General features: G+C 41.6%; 19 protein-coding genes and 1 pseudogene. 12 read left to right on the forward strand and 8 right to left on the reverse strand.

From position 1 onward, the window contains the following. The first annotated feature begins 138 nt into the window (after window positions 1–138). The 3 genes from ygfZ (at window position 139) to CAP51_RS16320 (ending at window position 2,344) form a co-directional block, all read left to right on the forward strand. Window positions 139–876, forward strand: a complete 738-nt coding sequence (gene ygfZ / locus CAP51_RS16310) for a CAF17-like 4Fe-4S cluster assembly/insertion protein YgfZ (protein WP_087621807.1) — start codon at window positions 139–141, stop codon at window positions 874–876. A gap of 145 nt (window positions 877–1,021) precedes the next feature. Beyond that, window positions 1,022–1,516 carry a DsbC family protein gene (locus CAP51_RS16315; protein ID WP_087621808.1) on the forward strand — a complete coding sequence of 165 codons (495 nt, stop codon included), beginning with the start codon at window positions 1,022–1,024 and terminating at the stop codon, window positions 1,514–1,516. A 120-nt stretch (window positions 1,517–1,636) separates the two neighbouring features. Beyond that, on the forward strand, window positions 1,637–2,344 hold the full coding sequence (locus CAP51_RS16320) for a DsbC family protein (RefSeq protein ID WP_087621809.1): 708 nt from the start codon (window positions 1,637–1,639) through the stop codon (window positions 2,342–2,344). Window positions 2,345–2,589: 245 nt separating this feature from the next. Here CAP51_RS16320 and CAP51_RS16325 read toward each other — a convergent pair whose 3' ends face one another. Genes CAP51_RS16325 through CAP51_RS16335 form a run of 3 tightly spaced genes read right to left on the reverse strand, consistent with a single transcriptional unit; the run spans window position 2,590 to window position 6,780 of the window. Next, the gene (locus CAP51_RS16325; RefSeq protein WP_087621810.1) at window positions 2,590–3,510 is read right to left on the reverse strand and encodes an AEC family transporter; all 921 of its coding nucleotides are present in this window, start codon (window positions 3,508–3,510) and stop codon (window positions 2,590–2,592) included. A gap of 43 nt (window positions 3,511–3,553) precedes the next feature. After that, window positions 3,554–4,663 carry an NADH:flavin oxidoreductase/NADH oxidase gene (locus CAP51_RS16330; RefSeq protein ID WP_087621811.1) on the reverse strand — a complete coding sequence of 370 codons (1,110 nt, stop codon included), beginning with the start codon at window positions 4,661–4,663 and terminating at the stop codon, window positions 3,554–3,556. An 11-nt stretch (window positions 4,664–4,674) separates the two neighbouring features. Next, window positions 4,675–6,780: a TonB-dependent receptor gene (locus tag CAP51_RS16335; protein ID WP_087621812.1), complete on the reverse strand. Its 2,106-nt coding sequence runs from the start codon at window positions 6,778–6,780 to the stop codon at window positions 4,675–4,677. A 101-nt stretch (window positions 6,781–6,881) separates the two neighbouring features. On the opposite strand from CAP51_RS16335, the gene mutM reads away from it, so the two are divergent. Together mutM and CAP51_RS16345 are read left to right on the forward strand one after the other, a co-directional pair. After that, on the forward strand, window positions 6,882–7,730 hold the full coding sequence (gene mutM, locus CAP51_RS16340; protein WP_087621813.1) for a bifunctional DNA-formamidopyrimidine glycosylase/DNA-(apurinic or apyrimidinic site) lyase: 849 nt from the start codon (window positions 6,882–6,884) through the stop codon (window positions 7,728–7,730). Then, window positions 7,727–8,011 (forward strand): peptidylprolyl isomerase, encoded by a 285-nt coding sequence (locus CAP51_RS16345; RefSeq protein WP_087621814.1) that lies wholly within the window; start codon window positions 7,727–7,729, stop codon window positions 8,009–8,011. Before mutM ends, CAP51_RS16345 begins: the two co-directional genes overlap by 4 nt. Before the next feature lie 62 nt (window positions 8,012–8,073). Here the strand turns inward: CAP51_RS16345 and mscL are convergent, their stop codons facing one another. After that, the gene (mscL, locus tag CAP51_RS16350; RefSeq protein WP_087621815.1) at window positions 8,074–8,505 is read right to left on the reverse strand and encodes a large conductance mechanosensitive channel protein MscL; all 432 of its coding nucleotides are present in this window, start codon (window positions 8,503–8,505) and stop codon (window positions 8,074–8,076) included. Window positions 8,506–8,715: 210 nt separating this feature from the next. Between mscL and CAP51_RS16355 the strand changes: the two genes are divergently transcribed. Further along, window positions 8,716–9,498 (forward strand): YdcF family protein, encoded by a 783-nt coding sequence (locus CAP51_RS16355; RefSeq protein WP_087621816.1) that lies wholly within the window; start codon window positions 8,716–8,718, stop codon window positions 9,496–9,498. 443 nt (window positions 9,499–9,941) lie between these two features. On the opposite strand, the gene coaBC is transcribed toward CAP51_RS16355, so the two are convergent. After that, on the reverse strand, window positions 9,942–11,207 hold the full coding sequence (gene coaBC / locus CAP51_RS16360; RefSeq protein WP_087621817.1) for a bifunctional phosphopantothenoylcysteine decarboxylase/phosphopantothenate--cysteine ligase CoaBC: 1,266 nt from the start codon (window positions 11,205–11,207) through the stop codon (window positions 9,942–9,944). 140 nt (window positions 11,208–11,347) lie between these two features. Here coaBC and radC point away from each other — a divergent pair, with 140 nt between their 5' ends. Further along, window positions 11,348–12,034, forward strand: a complete 687-nt coding sequence (gene radC / locus CAP51_RS16365) for a RadC family protein (RefSeq protein ID WP_087621818.1) — start codon at window positions 11,348–11,350, stop codon at window positions 12,032–12,034. A 56-nt stretch (window positions 12,035–12,090) separates the two neighbouring features. After that, the gene (locus tag CAP51_RS16370) at window positions 12,091–13,002 is read left to right on the forward strand and encodes a bestrophin family protein (RefSeq protein WP_087621819.1); all 912 of its coding nucleotides are present in this window, start codon (window positions 12,091–12,093) and stop codon (window positions 13,000–13,002) included. Between the two features lie 19 nt (window positions 13,003–13,021). Here the strand turns inward: CAP51_RS16370 and CAP51_RS16375 are convergent, their stop codons facing one another. The 3 genes from CAP51_RS16375 to dxs all read right to left on the reverse strand — a co-directional run bounded on the left by CAP51_RS16375 (window position 13,022) and on the right by dxs (window position 16,699). Further along, window positions 13,022–13,753 carry an AAA family ATPase gene (locus tag CAP51_RS16375; protein ID WP_087621820.1) on the reverse strand — a complete coding sequence of 244 codons (732 nt, stop codon included), beginning with the start codon at window positions 13,751–13,753 and terminating at the stop codon, window positions 13,022–13,024. A 76-nt stretch (window positions 13,754–13,829) separates the two neighbouring features. Next, window positions 13,830–14,660, reverse strand: coding sequence for an inositol monophosphatase family protein (locus tag CAP51_RS16380; protein WP_087621821.1), 831 nt, complete (start codon window positions 14,658–14,660; stop codon window positions 13,830–13,832). Window positions 14,661–14,764: 104 nt separating this feature from the next. Next, window positions 14,765–16,699 carry a 1-deoxy-D-xylulose-5-phosphate synthase gene (gene dxs, locus CAP51_RS16385; RefSeq protein ID WP_087621822.1) on the reverse strand — a complete coding sequence of 645 codons (1,935 nt, stop codon included), beginning with the start codon at window positions 16,697–16,699 and terminating at the stop codon, window positions 14,765–14,767. A gap of 290 nt (window positions 16,700–16,989) precedes the next feature. On the opposite strand from dxs, the gene ribA reads away from it, so the two are divergent. The 4 genes and pseudogenes from ribA (at window position 16,990) to aroE (ending at window position 19,688) form a co-directional block, all read left to right on the forward strand. Continuing rightward, the gene (ribA, locus tag CAP51_RS16390; RefSeq protein ID WP_087621823.1) at window positions 16,990–17,577 is read left to right on the forward strand and encodes a GTP cyclohydrolase II; all 588 of its coding nucleotides are present in this window, start codon (window positions 16,990–16,992) and stop codon (window positions 17,575–17,577) included. A gap of 129 nt (window positions 17,578–17,706) precedes the next feature. Further along, window positions 17,707–18,648: an oxygen-dependent coproporphyrinogen oxidase gene (gene hemF, locus CAP51_RS16395; RefSeq protein WP_087621824.1), complete on the forward strand. Its 942-nt coding sequence runs from the start codon at window positions 17,707–17,709 to the stop codon at window positions 18,646–18,648. 66 nt (window positions 18,649–18,714) lie between these two features. After that, window positions 18,715–18,825: pseudogene (locus tag CAP51_RS17570) on the forward strand (type II toxin-antitoxin system VapC family toxin); the annotation flags it as partial. A 74-nt stretch (window positions 18,826–18,899) separates the two neighbouring features. Further along, on the forward strand, window positions 18,900–19,688 hold the full coding sequence (gene aroE, locus CAP51_RS16405; protein WP_087621825.1) for a shikimate dehydrogenase: 789 nt from the start codon (window positions 18,900–18,902) through the stop codon (window positions 19,686–19,688). Window positions 19,689–19,756: the final 68 nt, after the last annotated feature.

Here is a 19,756-nt window from a genome sequence, read left to right on the forward strand (position 1 = left end):
GTCCAAAGTCTAATAGGGCGACACACATTTATCGTCGTAGTTGTCGTATAAAAAAATTTTGTAAACGTCTCCACATCGTGCAAAATCAGGCAAAATAGCCGATGATATCTATTAAAATTTTCTGAGGTTTAAACTGTTATGTCTCAAGATACGCTGCAATTTGCACATTTCCAGTACGCCGGTGTAGATGCGGAAAAATTTCTACAAGGTCAGGTTACGGTAAATGTCAGCAAACTTGGCAATAACGAATTTCGTCCGACTGCGATTTGTGATTTAAAAGGTCGTATCCAGTTTGGACTATGGTTAAAACGCCAATCCGCAGAACTGATCGAAATTGTCATGACAGAAGATCTGGCAGAAGAATTTGCCGCACACGTAAAAAAATTCGGCGCATTTTCTAAAGCTACTTTAAGCATGGCTTCTACCATTTATCCGGCGATTATTGACAATCAAGCGACATTTACGCCAGAAGAAAATCAGGCAGCGACAATTTTTGACTGGCAAACAACAGCCATTCAAAATGGGCAGGCATGGATTAGTCAGGCGACCTCACATCTATTCCAGCCACAGGAATTACGTCTGCATCAGCGTGGCGGTGTCGATTATGACAAAGGTTGCTATCTGGGTCAGGAAATTATTGCCAGACTATGGTTTAAGGCAAAACCCAAACATTGGCTGCATCTGATTCAGGGTCAAGGGGAAGCACCGAATGTGGCCGAACAACTCAATAAAGATGTGCAAGTGGTCAATCGTTTAAATGATGCCAATGGCTGGATTGCATTAGTGACAGCTAAACCGGAAAGTCTGATTGACCTGAACGTAGAGGTTCTGGATCTACCCGAAGCTTTAAATGGTGATGTGGCAAGACCAAAGTAAAAATACTCAAGATGTTTTTTTATAGCCTTAAACCCAAGCGTTAAGGCTTTTATACAAGCTCACAATTTCTCAACAATATTCAATGTGCATCTGCATTTAAAAAGCTCATAATTCAAACAACAACAGAAAAACGGAGCATATCTTGATGTCATATAATAACGATTCTCTTCATACTCAATCTAGTTTTATCATTGATGAACATCATATCAATACCACTTTACTCCCTCTAAGTCAGGCCATCAAATATGTGAAAGGCAGTGGTAAACGAACCATTTACGAATTTAGCGATCCGGACTGCCCTTTTTGTGAAGAGTTAGAGCAACTGCTGTTAAATATTAACGATTTAACCATTTACCTGTTCTTATTCCCGGTTACTGAAATCCATCCGAATGCAGAATTTCGGGCCAATCAAATTTGGAATGCCAAAGACCGCTATGCTGCATGGGAAAATTATATGCTGTATCGTACAGCTCCAGATACGTCAGGAGATGGTGAAAACACCCCGATTGAACAAAATATCGCACTTGGACGTCAACTGGAGATTACAGGAACACCAACTTTTTTCTTGGAAAATGGTTTCCGTGTCGAGGGCGTTTTGCCAGCAGAAGATATCGAACGCTTGCTCTATCAGGCCGAATAATTTCAACAATTTTTCACAAATACAGCGCTGAGTTTTGTCTATGATAACGCTCTGACAGCATATTGATGCTGGTATAACTGCGTGGTTTTTATTTCACTTCTCTATTATTTGAGCTTCCACATGAAGAAATTTTTATCTATGGTCAGCCTGAGCATTTTTGCTGCCACTTTTGCACAGGCCGATCAAACAAGTTTAGAAAAAAATTTGCAAAAAAATTATCCGGAAATGAATGCCAAAGTCTCTGGCTCAACACCGTTCAAAGGTGTATATGAAGTGACTGTAGGGGATCAAATTGTTTATACCGATGACAAAGGTCAGTATTTTTTTGTGGGTAATTTGGTTGATTTTAAAAATAAAGAAAATCTCACTGCCAAACGTGAACAGCAAATCAATAAAATTGATGTGACAAAACTGCCTCTGGATCAGGCGATTAAATATGTCAAAGGTAATGGTAGCCGTGTGCTCTATATCTTTAGTGATCCTGATTGCCCGTATTGTCAACAACTAGAAAAGGAATTAACCAGTGTTGATAATGTTACCATTTACCTGTTCCTTTATCCGCTAAAATCAATCCACCCCAATGCAGAAACAGTTGCCAAGCAAATCTGGTGTTCCAGTGACCGCTATGCGGCGTGGGAAGATCATATGATCAATCAGCAAGCGCCTACGGCATTGCCGACCTGTAGCAATCCGATCAATAAAAATCTAGCTTTAGGACAAAGCTTAAAAATCAGTGGTACACCGACAATTTTCCTAAAAGATGGTCAACGTATCTCTGGCGCCCGTGAAGCAGAAGACATTGAAAACTTGCTGAATAGCCAAAAATAATGGCGGTGATTTAATCTGAAATCTTGATCATCTCAATTGGCTAGGGCTTGTTGAGATTTGATCTTTGCAATGAAAAATGAGAAAAATTATGGCTTAGACAAGGCAACCAGCACAGGCAATATGTGTATATTGGCAAGCTGGTTAACGCAGTATAAGTCTAATTTAGCCATTTTTCATGCAAAAATAGAACATAAAACGCCTTATTTCTAGCTTAAATTTAATATGTGATTAATTCTCAACAGGCCCTAGTACCAGAGATAAATCAGACTACTGACACCCAGCATGCCAAGGAATGTGCTCAACATCAAAGGCGTTAGAGCACGTTCATTTAATCCATACATTTGCCCGAAAATTCCAAAGGCGATCGGCATAGGTAAGGCAGCAATCAATGTGCCGGCATGTCGCATTTCCAAACTGACATCAGGTAACAGTAAAAATAATAAGAAAATCACCAAGGGCATCAGCAACACTTTAAATATGACCAGAATGACACCATTGATCTCAATACTTTTAAGTCCGATTCCATATAAGCTACCACCAATGGCAAATAAAGCCAGTGGTGCTGCGGTTTTGCCTAGCATCTCCAGCGCATAGTGTACCTGCGCAGGTAAATCGACATTAAACCATGATAGTAATAACCCAATAAAAATTGCGGCAATCACCAGATTTTTACTGACATTTTTAAGCGTTAACTTGATTACACGTAGCATCTGTCCCTGTTGCTGCCCCATTTCGGCAATGATCAATACCAACATCAGAATCACGATATTTTCAATAATCAGTGTCAGGGAAATATATACAGCCGCATGACTGCCAATTAACATGGTGAGAATCGCTGTACCAATAAATCCGGTATTGGACATCGATGCACCCATTGACATGATGGCACTTTGTGTCAGGTTGAAATGAAAATAACGCCAAAACAGTAAATAGGCAGATGCAAAAATAATCAGGGATCCGACAGCATACGCAATCACATAGGACGGATGCCAAAGTTCATGAATATTTTTGCTACTTAAGGCATAAATCAAAAAAGCCGGTAAGGCAATTTTAATCACAAATGCACTGAGTGCCTGTATTTGTGCAGGTGTAATTATCTTAAAAGCGACACTGAGATAACCCAGTATCGCTAAAAAAATAATCGGTAAAATCACCGTTAAAACCATGATACGTCCATGTCATTTGTAAATATTTAATTTCAATCCGGTTTTATGGTGCAAAAGAATGAAACAGGTCTTTTAACCCATGCGGTTGTGAGCGCAAATATTGGGGTGCAACCCCAATCTCATCCCCCAAAGTTGCAGCGGCATGCCAAGCCCAGCGCGGATCATACAATTGTGCGCGTGCAATCGCGATCGCATCCGCCTGCTGTTTTTGCAAAATGTCTTCTGCCTGCTCAGCTTCGGTAATCAATCCTACCGCAATCACCGGAATATTGATGACTTTTTTAATAGCATCTGCAAATGGCACCTGATAACCCGGACCTATATCGATTTTCTGATCTGGATGCAGGCCACCACTAGACACATGAATATAAGCTGCCCCCAGTGCTTCCAATTGTTTGGAGAGTTCAATGGAAGATGCCACATCCCAGCCCTGTTCCATCCAGTCGGTTGCCGATATACGCACGCCTATGGGAAAATCTTCTGGCACGACTGCTTTAATTGCCTTGAATGTTTCCAGAGTCATACGCATACGGTTGTCTAGACTCCCACCATATTGGTCATCACGCTGATTGGACAACGGCGATAAAAACTGGTGCAGTAAATAGCCATGTGCAGCATGTACTTCGATCAATGCAATACCGGCAGCTACCGCACGTTTTGCCGCCGCAGCAAAATCTTCCTGTACTTTCCTGATTTCCTCAATACTCAATGCAGATGGTGGTACATCACTCGGATTATGGGCAATGGCACTTGGTGCGACAGTTTGCCAACCTAAAGGATCATGTGGTGTTAACTGTTCGCCATTACTCTGCCAGGGCTTGTCACACGAGGCTTTACGCCCTGCATGGGCAAGCTGAATGGCAAAAGGTGTAGGCGCAAACTGATGAATTTCATCAATCAGATACTTGATTTTTTCTGCGTGTTCATCCGTCCATATTCCGACATCGGCATAGGTAATGCGACCTTCGGCCTGTACAGCAGTTGCTTCAATAATCACCAGTGCTGCACCAGACAATGCATAGGTTCCCCATTGCTGGGCATGCCAATAGGTCGGAAAACCATCTTTGGCAGAATACTGACACATCGGTGCAATCACAATACGATGACTTAATTGCAAAGTCCCGAATTTAATCGGTTCAAATAACAATGACATAACGCTTTCCTTTAAAATGCTTTGGTCACACTCAGCCCAGCATTTAGATTACGCCCATCTGCGGGTTCAAAAAAGCGTCCGTTACCATCATTTACAATAACCGATCCCACATAATCGCGATCAAATAAATTATCAATGCGTAGATAACTATTCACTGTCCAGTCGGCATTTTTCCATAAATAACCAATATTTGCTCCGACAACTGTATAACTTGGGGCATCTTCCGAATTTATGTCATCGACAAAGATACGATCCATATAGCGTACATCAACCCCGGCCTGAAAACCTTGTTCTGGTTGCCATGCCAAACGGGCAAAAGCCTGATTTTTTGCAATACCGGGAATAGCATTGCCTTTTTCCACTACGCCTGAAGACGCACTATAATCTGCATTAAATTTGGCATCGATATAGCTATAGCTCGCCTGTGCTGCCAGTTCTTTCCAGAATTTATTCTGCCATGATAACTCTACCCCTTTACGCAGAGTTTCATCTGCATTTTGATAAGTTGCGCGTCCCTCAACCGATTTGTAGCTGACAATATCATTTTGAGTTTTGGTATGGAAAACTGCGGCAGTCCATAAGCCCCAATCATTTTGTGATTTCAAACCCAACTCATAAGTATCACTGCTGGCAGGTTTTAAGGCAAAATTAAAGCCTGCCTCACCATCTGGACGATAGGCCATTTCTGTAAAGGTTGGCGTTTCAAATCCTTTGCCATAGCTGGCATATGCATTCAAGAATGGTAAAATTTCCCAGCTCAGTGCAACCGAAGGTAAAACTTTTTGATAGTCTGTGGCATCACTATCATCACCATTACTTAAATAATGATCCTGAGACTTATAATGCACATTGCTATAACGAACCCCTGTATCAATACGCCATGCAGGTAAAAACTGCCATGAAGCCTGTAAATAAGGGTCAATATTCCATAAGGTATTGTCTTCATTACGGCGTAAATTACCTTTTACCCCGTACTGACCTGATGCATTAAAATTTTCATAACCTTTACGGTCTTCATCCATCTGATCGAGTGCAACGCCTGCGACAAAAACCGTATTCGGTAATAAATCTGTGCCTTTCCAGCGTAAATCCAGCCCATAATAATTACGAGCAAAATCAATTACCCCACCTGCATGCTGTGGATTGGTCTGGGTCGTAGCAGGAATAGATTGATATTGCGTGACCGCCCGATTACCAAAATAACCCATCACATAGAGTTCATTTTTATCATTAATCGGCTTGGTCCAGGTTAATCCCGTCTGGGTCTGTTCAATTTCTTTACGTACATCAAACTGCTTTAAATATGCAACCTGTTGTTTCGGATTTTCTTGCCATTGTGCACGGGTTAAACCCTGTGGATCATCGGCATTGATATTGACCCGATTAAGCACCCAGTTAATTTTACTGCCATCATCCAGCTGCCATGTCAGTTTGGCATTGGTCATGACTTTATCAGCACCACTATGCTCACGATAACCATTGGTATCAAAATAAGAGGAACTAATCACATAGGCGGGTGCACCAGCATGATCCGAACCACCTTGCAAAACAATATTGCCCTGTTGTTTTTGATGGCTACCGGCATTGTAGCCCAGTTGAATGGAATCTCTACCCTCGCCTTCTTTACTCTGGGCTAGAATCGTTCCTCCGGAAGAATTCCCATAAAGAGAAGAAAACGGACCACTCAATACTTCGATATTGCTTAAACTATTTAAATCGATGTTAGAACTTTGCCCTTGTCCATCCGGCATGGTTGCAGGAATCCCGTCCACATATAAACGAATACCACGCACCCCAAAGGTTGATCGTGCGCCAAAACCCCGCATGGAAATCTGTAAATCCTGTGCATAGTTTTCACGATTATTGATTTGTAAACCAGGAACACCCTGTAGCACTTCAGAAACATTCACATTGCTATTATTTTGTTGTGGACTGGCATCAATCTGATAAATTGATGCAGGTGTAGTCAAGATATTATTATCGGTATGAATTGCTTGTACTTCTATAACAGGGAGTTGATGAACAGGGTCTTCAGCATAAATCGACATGGACTGCACAACTGCCGCAGTTAAAGTCAGAATTTTAAAAAAAGGTTGATGCTGTGCTTTTAAAAACATTGATCTGTTCCTATGATGTAATGCAGCCTATCTTAGCCTAGAAATTGAAATTTCTAAAATCGGCCTCATCTTGATCTTTAGTTTTGTTGAATAAAATTCCTATGCCCGAATTACCCGAAGTTGAAACCACCAAAGTCAGTCTCAGTCCCTTAATCGGACAAACCGTAAAACAGGTGACCGTACGCAATGCCAGTTTAAGATGGGCTGTGCCTGATGATTTAAATCAGTTAGTCAATCATCAATTACGCTCTTTACAACGCCGCTCCAAATATATTATTGCTGATTTTGGCGAACAACAGATGCTATGGCATCTGGGGATGTCTGGCAGTTTCCGGATCTGTCAGCCGGAAGAAGAGTTGCGTAAACACGATCATGTCATTTTTGATTTTGGTGAGCAACAGTTACGCTATCATGATCCACGCCGCTTTGGTTGTTTATTGTGGCTTGATGACAATACACAAAGCAAACTGCTTAATCCGCTTGGACCTGAACCTTTATCCGAGGTATTTAATTCCGATTATTTATTCAAAAAACTACAAAACAAACATGTTGCGGTTAAAGTAGCCCTGATGGATAACCATGTTGTGGTCGGCGTTGGTAACATCTATGCAACCGAAAGTTTGTTTAATACCGGGATTCATCCAGCACAACCGGCATCCAGCCTTTCCCGTAAACAAATCGAAATGTTAGTCATTGAGATTAAAAGAATTTTAAAACAAGCCATTGATCTAGGCGGCTCTACCTTACGTGACTATTCCAATGCCATGGGTGAAAATGGCTATTTTCAGCAAACTTTACTCGCTTATGGACGTGCAGGCGAGATGTGCATTAACTGTGAAACCCTACTTGAAAATTTAAAACTCGGACAACGTGCCAGTGTATTTTGTCCACAATGCCAACCACTTAAAAAGATTAAGAAAGTAAGTATGCCCAAGGTAAAATCAACATGAAAACAGCCATCGTACGGCATATTCTGGTCAAAGACAAAACCTTGGCAGAACAACTCAAACAACAAATTCTACAAGGTGCTGATTTTGCCAAAATTGCCAAACAGCATTCGGTCTGTAATTCTGCCAAACGTGGCGGTGAGCTCGGTGAAGTCAAACAAGGCGATCTGGTACGCACGATTGATCAAGCTGTGTTTCGCTTAAAAGAGCGTGAGTTGCATGGCCCCATTAAAAGCCAGTTCGGCTGGCACTTACTGGAAATTAAATTCCGCATGGAATTTTGACTCATAAAAAAAACGGTGCGTAATTAGCACCGTTTCAAGTTCATGATCTGGAAGAATAAGGATTAGGATTTATTTTTTAACTCGTCACGAATTTCACGTAATAACTGAATATCTTCTGGTGTAGCCTCTGGTTCTGGCGCAGCCTCTTCTTGTTTGCGCAAACGGTTCATCACTTTGACTAACAGGAATACCACCCATGCCAATAATAAGAAATTAATCAGAATGGTGAGGAAACTACCGTAGGCAAACACGTTTAATCCGGCTGCTTGTGCTGCCGCAAGATTGGTAATATTGTTCGGATTATCACCCAGAACAATAAACCAATTGGTATAATCAACTTCGCCACCCAAGATCCATGAAATTAACGGCATAATAATATCTTTTACCAGCGAATCGATAATTTTCCCGAATGCACCACCGATAATGACACCAATTGCCAAATCCATCATATTGCCTTTAATGGCAAATTCTTTAAACTCTTTTAAAATACTCATTAAATTGCTCCAGATTATTTGTTTACTATGTTTTTCGATTTCTCAATGAACCGAATCTGATGACGACTAATTTACTCGGTTTTCAGGAAATTCCAAGTATTTCAGCACAAAAAACTATAAAATTACAAAAAGAAGCGCAATTATCCTCGACAGCATGGCAATATCGGTAACCATGAATCAGCAATTTTTAAAATAGAAAAGATTGTCAATATGACTAAAATTATTCGCATTATTTTATTATTCATCGGTAGTATTCTATTTCTAGATGGATTAATTCTAATCCTTAAAGCAAAGATTAATTTTGGTACAGTCATTCCTTTTTTACTCGGATTGATTCTCCTGATTCATGCTTTTTACTGGACCAAGATTCAATCCTTTCTACACAATCGAATCAAATTAAAACGACTCTGGCAAACCATATGGGTTGCTTTTCTCATCTGGTGTGCAAGTTTCTTTTATTTTGTCTGGGCATTACAGCAAAAGATTGATGATCACGCTCTCGTGCCTCCGGTTAAAGCCATGATTGTATTGGGCGCCGGAATTGAAAAAAATGGACAACCCTCACCTGCATTGGCCAAACGACTTGATCGTGCAGCACCGATTGCACTGGCTCAACCCAAAGCATTGGTCATTGTCAGTGGTGGTGTCGGGTTTAATGAAAAACAAAGTGAAGCCGAAGTGATGGCCAATTATTTACATGCAAAATACCATCTTCCTCTACAACAAATTGCACTAGAAGATCAAAGCACCAGCACCGAATTAAATTTAATCAACAGCAAACACATACTGGCAGAACACGATATCCAACTCAATCAACCGATTGCGATTATCACCAATGATTTTCATATTATTCGCTCGGCAGCCATTGCCCGAAAGCAAGGTTATCAAAATATCCTGATGTTAAGCAGCGAAACCCCGCTTTCGATTCGCTATAATGCCATCTTGCGTGAGTATTTCGCTTTTGTCAGTGGCTGGATTCTAAACGAGTATTAAAAAAACGTAAATTTGGGGTAAGATGAGTAGAAGAAATCAATTTCGTAGCAGCGTCCGCTGCTTGTTCGAGGTCAGCAGATTATCTGCAAAATAATGTTTTTCAATTAATTTGTTTTTTTAGCGGTATTTGACTGAGTTTGCAGTGAGCAGCACCGCTGCGCAAGATGGTTTTGCCCTTGCGAAACGATGTTTCTCATCCCGAAAGCCTTGCGAGGCAATGCCTCTCAGGTCGAACCTGAACAAGATTGAAATATATTTCAATCGCAGTGCAAGGCGAAGTGAGTTTATCCTGAAATATGCCTAATCTTGCAAGACTCCGTCGTAATTCTTTTATTGGAATTAATTTTATTTATACAAAACAAGTGCTGTTATCCAGAACTGACGTTAAAAATGATGTAATCAATGTCTAAAATCATCTTGTTCACAACTAAATGCTGTATAACTCAAGATACCGGAACATGCTTGTTTAACGCTTTGGCAATCGCCTCAACCAATTGCTTGCCAATGTCCAGTTTAGAGGCTTTTTCGAGTTCCTCTTTATCCATCTGATATTGTTCGGCAAAAAATACTGTCATGGCATTTTCATCGGAAGCAAAACCAATGTCGCTACGTGAGACATCATTGCAGGCAATCATATCCAGACGTTTGGCTTGTAGCTTCGCTTTGGCATATTCTTCAATATTTTGTGTTTCTGCGGCAAAACCAACCATAAATGGTCTTTTTTTCTGTTGGGCAATGGTCGCGACAATATCTGGATTTTTGACCAGTGATACATTGAGCTCATCACCGGCTTTTTTAATTTTATGCTCAGCAACCTGCGCCACACGATAATCTGCAACTGCGGCAGTGGCAATAAACACATCACATCCCTGCTCAACCAATTGCATACTGTGTGTAAGCATTTCTCGTGCGGATTGCACATTAATACGCCTTACACCATTGGGTGTGGGTAAACTTACAGGTCCCGAAATTAGTGTGACATCTGCGCCTGCGGCATAACATGCCGTGGCAATGGCATAACCCATTTTTCCGGTACTATGGTTGGAAATATAACGCACAGGATCAATCGACTCTCGGGTGGGCCCTGCGGTGATCACCACATGATGTCCGGCCAGTAAACCAAATTTTTCCCAAATTTCACGTTCTGCCTGTGCAAAGAAATCATTGACCCATGTTGCAATAATCTCTGGCTCTGCCAGACGTCCCAACCCCACATCACCACAAGCTTGTTCGCCAGCTTCCGGCATCACCACATGAATGCCATCTTGTACCAGTGTGGTTAAATTACGCTGGGTTGATTTGACCGCCCACATTTGTTGATTCATGGCAGGTGCAAGCCAAACAGGAGCTTTTGTTGCCAGATAAATGGTGCTGAGTAAATCATCTGCCAAACCATTGGCAAACTTGGCAATGGTATCGCAACTTGCCGGTGCAACCAGTAATAAATCGGCCCAGCGTGCCAGTTCGATATGCCCCATACCCGATTCCGCAGTTGGATCAAGTAATTCGGTATGTACCGGATTTCCAGATAAAGCCTGAAAAGTTAAAGGTGTGATAAAAGCCTGTGCACCATGCGTCATCACCACACGAACATCGAAACCAAAATCCTTCAAGCGCCTTACCAGAATTGCGCTCTTATAGGCGGCAATACCGCCTGTTACGCCTAATACGATACGTCGTGTTTGTAATGCATTTGCATCAAGTTTCATTGCAGCAGGCACCCTTATTATTGCAATGACGCACACAATAGCATTAAATATGAAGATGCCCAAGTGATGTCGTCAGAAATATGATCTTGGTGATAGTCTTGGTTTAAACAACTGATAACTTTGAGATGTGTGAAATAAAAATGATAAAATCCATCAAACATTGGCCGACACAGGAGCGTCCCCGCGAACGCTTGCTTGAGCATGGCGGACATGTACTTTCCGATGCCGAGTTACTGGCCATTTTTCTGCGTACAGGCTACAAAGAACATAGTGCCGTTGAACTGGCACGCCAATTATTACATCACTTTGGTGGATTAAGACAAATCCTTGATGCGCCGAATGAAGACATTATTAATTTTAAAGGTATGGGACACAGTAAGTTTTCTCAACTGCTGGCAAGTAAAGAACTGGCACAGCGTTATTTAAAACAACAATTAAAAACCGAAGACAAACTAGATTCGTCTGCCTTAATTGTAGATTTCCTGAAAGTACAACTACGCAGTGAAAAACAGGAACTGTTTGCGGTGCTATTGCTCAATCAACATTGTCAGTTTGTTGAATATAAAGTTCTGTTTCGTGGCACATTTTCCCAATGTAGCGTCTCTACACAAGAAATTGTCCGTTTTGCTCTTGATAAACATGCCTGTCATATCATTGCTGTTCACAATCATCCACAGGGACATGCCTTGCCATCGCCAGAAGATTTACAATTTACCAAAAAACTTGCAGAGGCAAGCAAACTTTTAGAGTTACATTTACTTGATCATTTTATTATTAATTGTAACGATTACTTTTCCTTTGCAGAGCAAGGAATTTTAGTACCATAAAAAGCATGCTAATATCTTAGGTCTATTTAATTCAAAAAAAATGATGCATACAAGTCATGATTATTCGACATACAACAAATACCTTTAAAATGCTGTTTTCATGGCGAGGTACATTATTGCCCAAAATTTTGCCACCTTTAGGTTTCGTCATGCTGTTGTCAGCGATTATCGGTGGCCTTGAATACAATAATATTTACCATTTTCCTGAACTTCCCTTGATTGCATTTACCCTAATTGGTCTGGTACTTTCGATTTTCTTAGGCTTTAAAAATACCGCATGTTATGACCGCTGGTGGGAAGCGCGTAAGTTATGGGGAATTCTAATTGCAACTGCCCGCCATCTAGATCGTGATTGTCGTATTCTAACGCAGGCACGTCGTGAACGAGTGATTGAACAAACCATTGTTTTTGCCAATATTCTAAGAGATCGACTACGCCAGCAAACCAATAATCCTACCCCGTTAAATACAGCGATTGGTTTAAGTGAAGCTCAATTACGCCAGCTCCATCAACATGTCAATGCGCCACAATATACTTTAAGCCTCATTCAGTGGGAATTTATGCAGGCCTTAAAAGAAGGTGAAATTTCAGATATTTGCTATGCCCAGCTAAACCAGCATGTACATGAATTAAGCTTGGTTCATACCGGTTGTGATCGTATCGCCACCACACCGATTCCCTATGCCTATTCTGTGTTACTGAATCGCACCGTCTATTGTTTCTGTCTGCTGTTACCCTTTAGTCTGGGTGGATTATTAGGTCTGGCAACACCACTAGTCGTCGGTTTGCTGGCTTATACTTTTCTGGGTCTTGATGCATTAAGTACCGAAATCGAAGAGCCATTTGGCACACAAAGTAATGATTTACCGCTTGATTTTATGGTGCGTACCATTGAAATCGATTTACTCAGCAGTTTGGGTAAACCTACTCCACCACCGATACAGGCGCATGATCATAATTTGTTGTAACACATAAATATTCTTTTAATTAATGTTCGTCTTCAATGAGTTGACGAATACGTTTTGGATAATTATTTAGAAAATCTTTGGTCACCATAAAATGATCGGTTTCTTCATATTGAACTTCTTTGATGCCCTGATCTGAAAACTGCAATATTTTTGCATTGGGATAAGCCAATAAAATCGGGGAATGCGTTGCGATAATAAATTGCGACTCCTGCTTCACCAGTTGATCAATAATGGCAATCATGGTCAATATACGCAAAGGCGAAAGTGCTGCTTCAGGCTCATCAAATAAATATAAGCCGTGTCCCTGCAACTTATCGGTCAATATCGATAGAAATGCTTCACCATGCGAACGTGCATGCAGGGATTTTCCACCATATCCGCCCAGATAATGTACTTCATCCATATAAGATGCCACATTATAAAAACTTTCTGCACGCAAAAAATAACCGTCTTTAGGCTTTTTATAGCTACGAATCGGTTTTAGATATTGTGATAATTTGGATGTGGTGCCGACAGTCTGATAATTAACATTCTTTGTGCTGCCCTCCTCCGGGAATCCCAGAACTCTGGCAATCGCTTCTAAAATCGTAGATTTTCCAGCGCCATTTTCACCCACGAAAAAATTCACATCGGGATGAAATTCAATTTTATCGAGATCATTCACCGCAGGAATGGATAGAGGATATTGACTCCAGTCCGCATCTATTTCGCTATAAAAATTCAGGGAACGTAAATAAGGTCTTGCCTGCATTATTGTCATCTCGTTTTTTTGATACTACAATAAAAAAAACACCAAAGAATGGTGTTTTTTGTCACATATGCATTATTTATTTAACCGCATCGCCCCATGCAGGCACAACAGTTTGCATCAATGGTTTTAATAATTTCATTGAACATGCCAGCACTTGACCATTTTTCATGGAATCTTGGCCACCACGCACGTCAACCACTGTGCCACCGGCTTCACGCACCAACAATTCACCCGCAGCAATATCCCACGGTTTTAAATTGACTTCAAAGAAACCATCAAAACGACCAGCTGCAACATATGCCAGATCCAGTGCAGCCGAACCACCACGACGAATATTGGCACCAGCTTTAGTCACTGCCAACAAAGAAGCAAAATGCTGCTCTGCATAAGACACCACTTCTTCACCACGCAAAGCTTTAAATGGATGACCAACTGCCAGAAAACTATTTTCCAGTGTATCTTTGATATTGACTCGAATACGGCGTTGATTCAGCATGGCACCACGACCACGACTGGCCGAGAATAATTCGTCACGCACAGGATCATAAATGACACCATGCTGTGTCACACCTTTGTGTTGTACAGCGATGGAAATACAGAAATGTGGAAAACCATGAATAAAATTTTGCGTGCCATCAAGCGGATCGATGACCCAGCACCAGTCGGCATCATGGCCTTTGCCTTCTTGTAAACCAAATTCTTCACCAAGAAAACTATGGTTTTTATAACTTCGTTTTAGGGTATCGATTGTCAGTTGTTCAATATAGCGATCAACACGTGTCACAGGACCATCAATGCCTTTCTCTTCCACCTGCAAATCGAGCATATGACGATTTTTATGTGCTTTTAATAGCTCTTGACCAACTGTTTGCGCTGCACGCGCAGCCATAACCACCATAGGTTCCATTGAACACCCGACCCTAAATTAACGAAATTTGACAAAGAATAATGCATAAAGCGGCGCATATTCTAGCAAAGTTTGTCATAAATAGGTGACAAGAATTTTAAAATTTACACTTTTAATGAAAACTGGGCTGGTTCCTGCTGCATCGTCAATAGGCGTTTTTCCACTTGTTTATAGATGCCAGCACAATCTAACTCTACAGATGCCAGCATCTGATCATGTGTGGCCTGATGTAAAAAGCTATCCGGCAAGCCAACATTCAGGATAGGTAAAGTATATAAATGCTCTGCCAGCCATTCATTCACTGCACTACCGGCACCTGCCATCACAGCATGTTCTTCAACCGTAACAATCAGATGACTATCACCCGCACAGTGTTTCAGCATTTTATCATCGAGTGGCTTCACAAAACGCATATTCACTACACGTACCGCGACGTCATGCTGTTCATAAAGCTGACGGGCGACATCAATCGCCGGATATACTCTACTACCAAAGGCCAGTATGGAAATACGTAAAGGACTATCGCCAAATTCTGCAACAATTTCTGCCTGACCAATCGGCAATGTATTAAGCTCTGAATGAATTTCTACACCAACCCCGGTACCACGAGGATAACGCACCGCCGCAGGACCCGGGTAAACATAGGCTGTATGCAACATCTGACGACATTCATTTTCGTCTTTTGGCGCCATGATCACAATATTCGGCACGGTACGCATATAAGCATAATCATATGCGCCAGCATGTGTAGGTCCATCCTCTCCCACCAGACCAGCACGATCAATGGCAAAGGTGACATCTAGATTTTGAAGTGCTACATCATGGATCAGTTGATCATAACCCCGCTGCAAGAAGGTTGAATAAATTGCAACGACAGGTTTTACACCTTCACACGCCATACCAGCAGCTAAAGTGACGGCATGTTGTTCGGCAATGGCTACATCAAAAAACCGTTCGGGAAATGCTTTGGCAAATGCCACCATGCCCGAACCTTCACACATCGCAGGAGTAATTGCCAATAATTGCTCGCTCTGTCTGGCTTCATCACATAACCAGTCTCCAAAGACATCAGAATATTTTTTTAATTTTTTACCAGACGTCGCAGGACTGGTTAAAAGATTAACTTTGGCAATGGCATGATAGCCAATCGGATCCTGTTCGGCAGGTGCAAAGCCTTTCCCTTTTTTGGTATAGACATGAATCAGCCGTGGACCTTTACGCTGCTTGACAGCATTTAAAACATGAACCAGTTGCTTAAGATCATGACCATCAAAAGGACCAAAATATTCAAAGCCAATGGCCTTAAACAAATTATCCGCGGCATCTGTCGCTGCCTGATGTAATCTGGACGTGTAGTCCCACTCCGGATGTGGGAATACGCCGACTTCGCCTGTTTCACTAATACTGACCAGTTGTCCACTTTGCCAGATCGCTGCCAGATGTTTGGCAAAACCACCTGTACTACAGGAAATGGACATGTCGTTATCATTCAGAATCACCAGAATGTCGGCCTGATGTGCAACCGCATCATTCATGGCTTCAAATGCCATGCCGGCTGTCATCGCACCGTCACCAACCACTGCAATAATATCACGTTGCTGTTGTTGATAACGACTTGCCAATGCCATGCCCAAGGCGGCAGAAATTGCAGTAGATGAATGCCCCACCCCAAAGGTATCGTATTCGGACTCTTCACGGGCAGGAAATGCAGCCAGACCACCTTGCGCACGAATACTGGTCAAAGCTTCACGACGACCCGTCAAAGCTTTGTGTGCATAGGCTTGATGCCCGACATCCCAAATCAGGCGATCGTGTGGTGTATTAAAACAGTAATGTAATGCAATACTGAGCTCGACCACACCCAAGTTTGCACCAAAATGGCCACCGCTTTGTCCTGCGGCATAGAGTAGATAGAGACGTAACTCATCTGCAAGCGTTTTGAGTTGCTCTATAGATAATAGGCGTAACTGTGCAGGATAGTCTATGCTATCTAACAGGGGTGTCTCTGGACGATGTGTAGGAATCTGTGTATACAACATGTGGCTTAGCCTTAGATATACCTTGCAAGTTTACGCTAGGATAAAGTTTACGTCATGTTTATGATGTCAAACATCATTCAACCGCCACATTTTAAAACTGCAATCAAGATTGCAAAGTAGCAAAGCAAGAGTAGATTATCCTGAATAATGCCCTTACTTATCAACTATTATTGACTGCTTTGTACAAAAAAAGATGATAGATTGCATAAAATATATAGAAGAATTCTAACAACTCTAGCACATTACGCTATACTTAAGCCCTTTTTAATCCAGTTTACGAGTATTTTACGGTGTCGATTGAATTTGTTGCCAGCTCAAAACTCCCTACTGCACATGGCGATTTTATTATCAGTGTGTTTCAGGACCCTGAAACCAAAGAAGAACATGTTGCATTGTCCAAAGGGCTTGAGATACCCAACTCTGCGCCTACACTGGTGCGTATCCACTCCGAATGTCTAACCGGCGATGCTTTTGCATCATTAAAATGTGACTGTGGTCCACAGCTCAATGCCACTATGGATCTGATTCAAAAACAGGGCCGTGGCGTCATTTTATATTTACGTCAGGAAGGTCGTGGTATTGGATTAACCAATAAAATCCGTGCTTATGCATTACAGGATCAGGGCCATGATACAGTTGATGCCAATTTATTGCTCAATCTACCGGCCGACGCACGTAAATATGATATGTGCTCTATTATGTTACATCATCTGGGTGTGCAACAAGTCAAGCTGATTACTAATAACCCGCTTAAAATTCAGGCACTCAAAGACTTAGGTATCAATGTGGTTGATCGGCTGCCCTTGCTGGTCGGAAAAAATCCATTGAATGAGGCTTATTTGAAAACCAAACGTGACCGTATGGATCATATGTATTAAGTGCATCAACATGATCCTCTGGCGCACTTTTTTTGATCATAAGTAAAAATTTAAATGCAAAAAGCCTTACTTTTTTTATGGTTTTATGCTTTGATTGAAACAATCTCAATCGAAACTCGGTGATTCAAAATGCAACACCCAACTTCTGATGATATTCAACGTGTTCGGGAATTTTTACTCGATTTACAAGCGCGTATTTGTGCTGGCTTAGAACAACAAGAACAAGCTGGTGGTGGCACTGCAAAATTTATGATTGACGATTGGGAACGCCCGGAAGGCGGTGGTGGTCGATCATGTGTGATTCAGGATGGAAAAGTCATCGAAAAAGGTGGTGTCATGTTCTCACATATTGACATCAAAAACCTGCCAGCATCTGCTACCGCACGCCATCCAGAAATTGCAGGTGCCAAAGCGCAGGCACTCGGTGTATCACTGGTTATTCATCCTAAAAATCCCAATGTGCCAACATCACATGCCAATGTGCGCCTATTCGTAGCTGAAAAAGAAGGTCAACCACCTGTCTGGTGGTTTGGTGGTGGCTTTGACTTAACCCCGTTTTATCCAAATGATGAAGATTGCGTGGCATGGCATCAAAAAGCCTATGATCTATGCCAGCCATTTGGTGAAGATGTCTATGCCAAACATAAGGCATGGTGTGATGATTATTTTTATTTAACCCATCGTGATGAGCAGCGTGGCATTGGCGGACTGTTCTTTGACGACTTAAACGAATGGGACTTTGAAACCTGCTTTAAATATATTCAAGCTGTTGGTAATGGTTATTTAGAAGCTATCATACCGGTCTATCAGCGCAATCAGGATAAACCGTATAGCGAAGCACAACGTGAGTTTCAGCTTTATCGTCGAGGTCGTTATGTAGAATTTAATCTTGTCCATGATCGGGGCACAATCTTTGGCCTACAAACTGGTGGTCGGATTGAATCCATTCTGGTGAGCTTGCCGAATCTGGCAGCATGGTCGTATCGTCCGGAATGGGATGAAGATTCTGCGGAAAAACGTTTAACTGATTTTTATCTAAAGCCGAGGGATTGGTTGGGTTTAGATAACTAATACATTGTATCTAAAACATAATCCCTAATCGTTTTGGTCAGGGATTTTTGTATTTATAGACATCTTGTTGATGGTCAAATTGCAGCAATAGCAAATGGTCTAATCCTCATTACTCGGAATATTAAGGACTTTCAGAATATAGAAGGTTTAAGATTAAGAAACTGGTTTGAACTTTAAACCTCATCATTTTTATTGCAGTCTGTACTTCTATTGCCATACACTTTAAACAATATCAATATCACTTTTGAATCATGACCAAACAATTTGCCGTTGTCGGAAATCCGATTGAACATTCACGCTCTCCCGAACTACATCATGCCTTTGCTGCCAAAACAGGCATTGATCTGCATTACCAAAAAATTCTATCGCCTTTAGATGGCTTTGAGCAGACGGTTAAACAGTTTTTTGGGCAAGGTGGTTCTGGTTTAAATATTACCGTTCCCTTTAAGGAACAAGCGTTTGCTTTATGTGATGTGCTCACAGAACGGGCAAAAATTGCTAAAGCAGTCAATACTCTATGGATGGAAAATGGCAAATTACATGGTGACAATACCGATGGACAAGGCCTAGTCGTTGCATTACAGGCACAAGGCTGGAATTTACAAGATGCCCGAATTTTAATTCTTGGTGCTGGCGGGGCAACTCGGGGGGTAATTTATCCTTTGGCACAAGCTGGCGTTAAACAGATTGTCATTGCCAATCGCACGCTTGCTCGCGCTGAACAACTGATCGCAGATGTACAGCCCTTTGTTGCAGATGTACAGCTTAAAGCATTGGACTTGAATCAACTTAACGGCGAGTTTGACATTATCGTCAATGCAACCTCTGCAAGTTTAAGTGGTGACCATTTACAATTGCCGCAAAGCCTGACTTTCGATGCAGCCTATGAAATGGCCTATGGTAAAGATTCAAGTTTTATTGCCGAGGCCAAAGCTCGTCAAATTCCCTATGCCGAGGGTTTTTCCATGCTGGTTGGTCAAGCCATTGAAGCATTTGCTATCTGGAATGGTGAACGTCCAAATCTGGAAGACTTTATTTAATCTAGGTATTTTGCAATTGTACGTTCATTATAAATTACGGATTGAAAATCCGCTTTAAGACTAAAACA

Origin of the sequence: Acinetobacter populi (assembly GCF_002174125.1) — a bacterium.
GTDB classification, from domain to species: Bacteria; Pseudomonadota; Gammaproteobacteria; order Pseudomonadales; family Moraxellaceae; genus Acinetobacter; species Acinetobacter populi.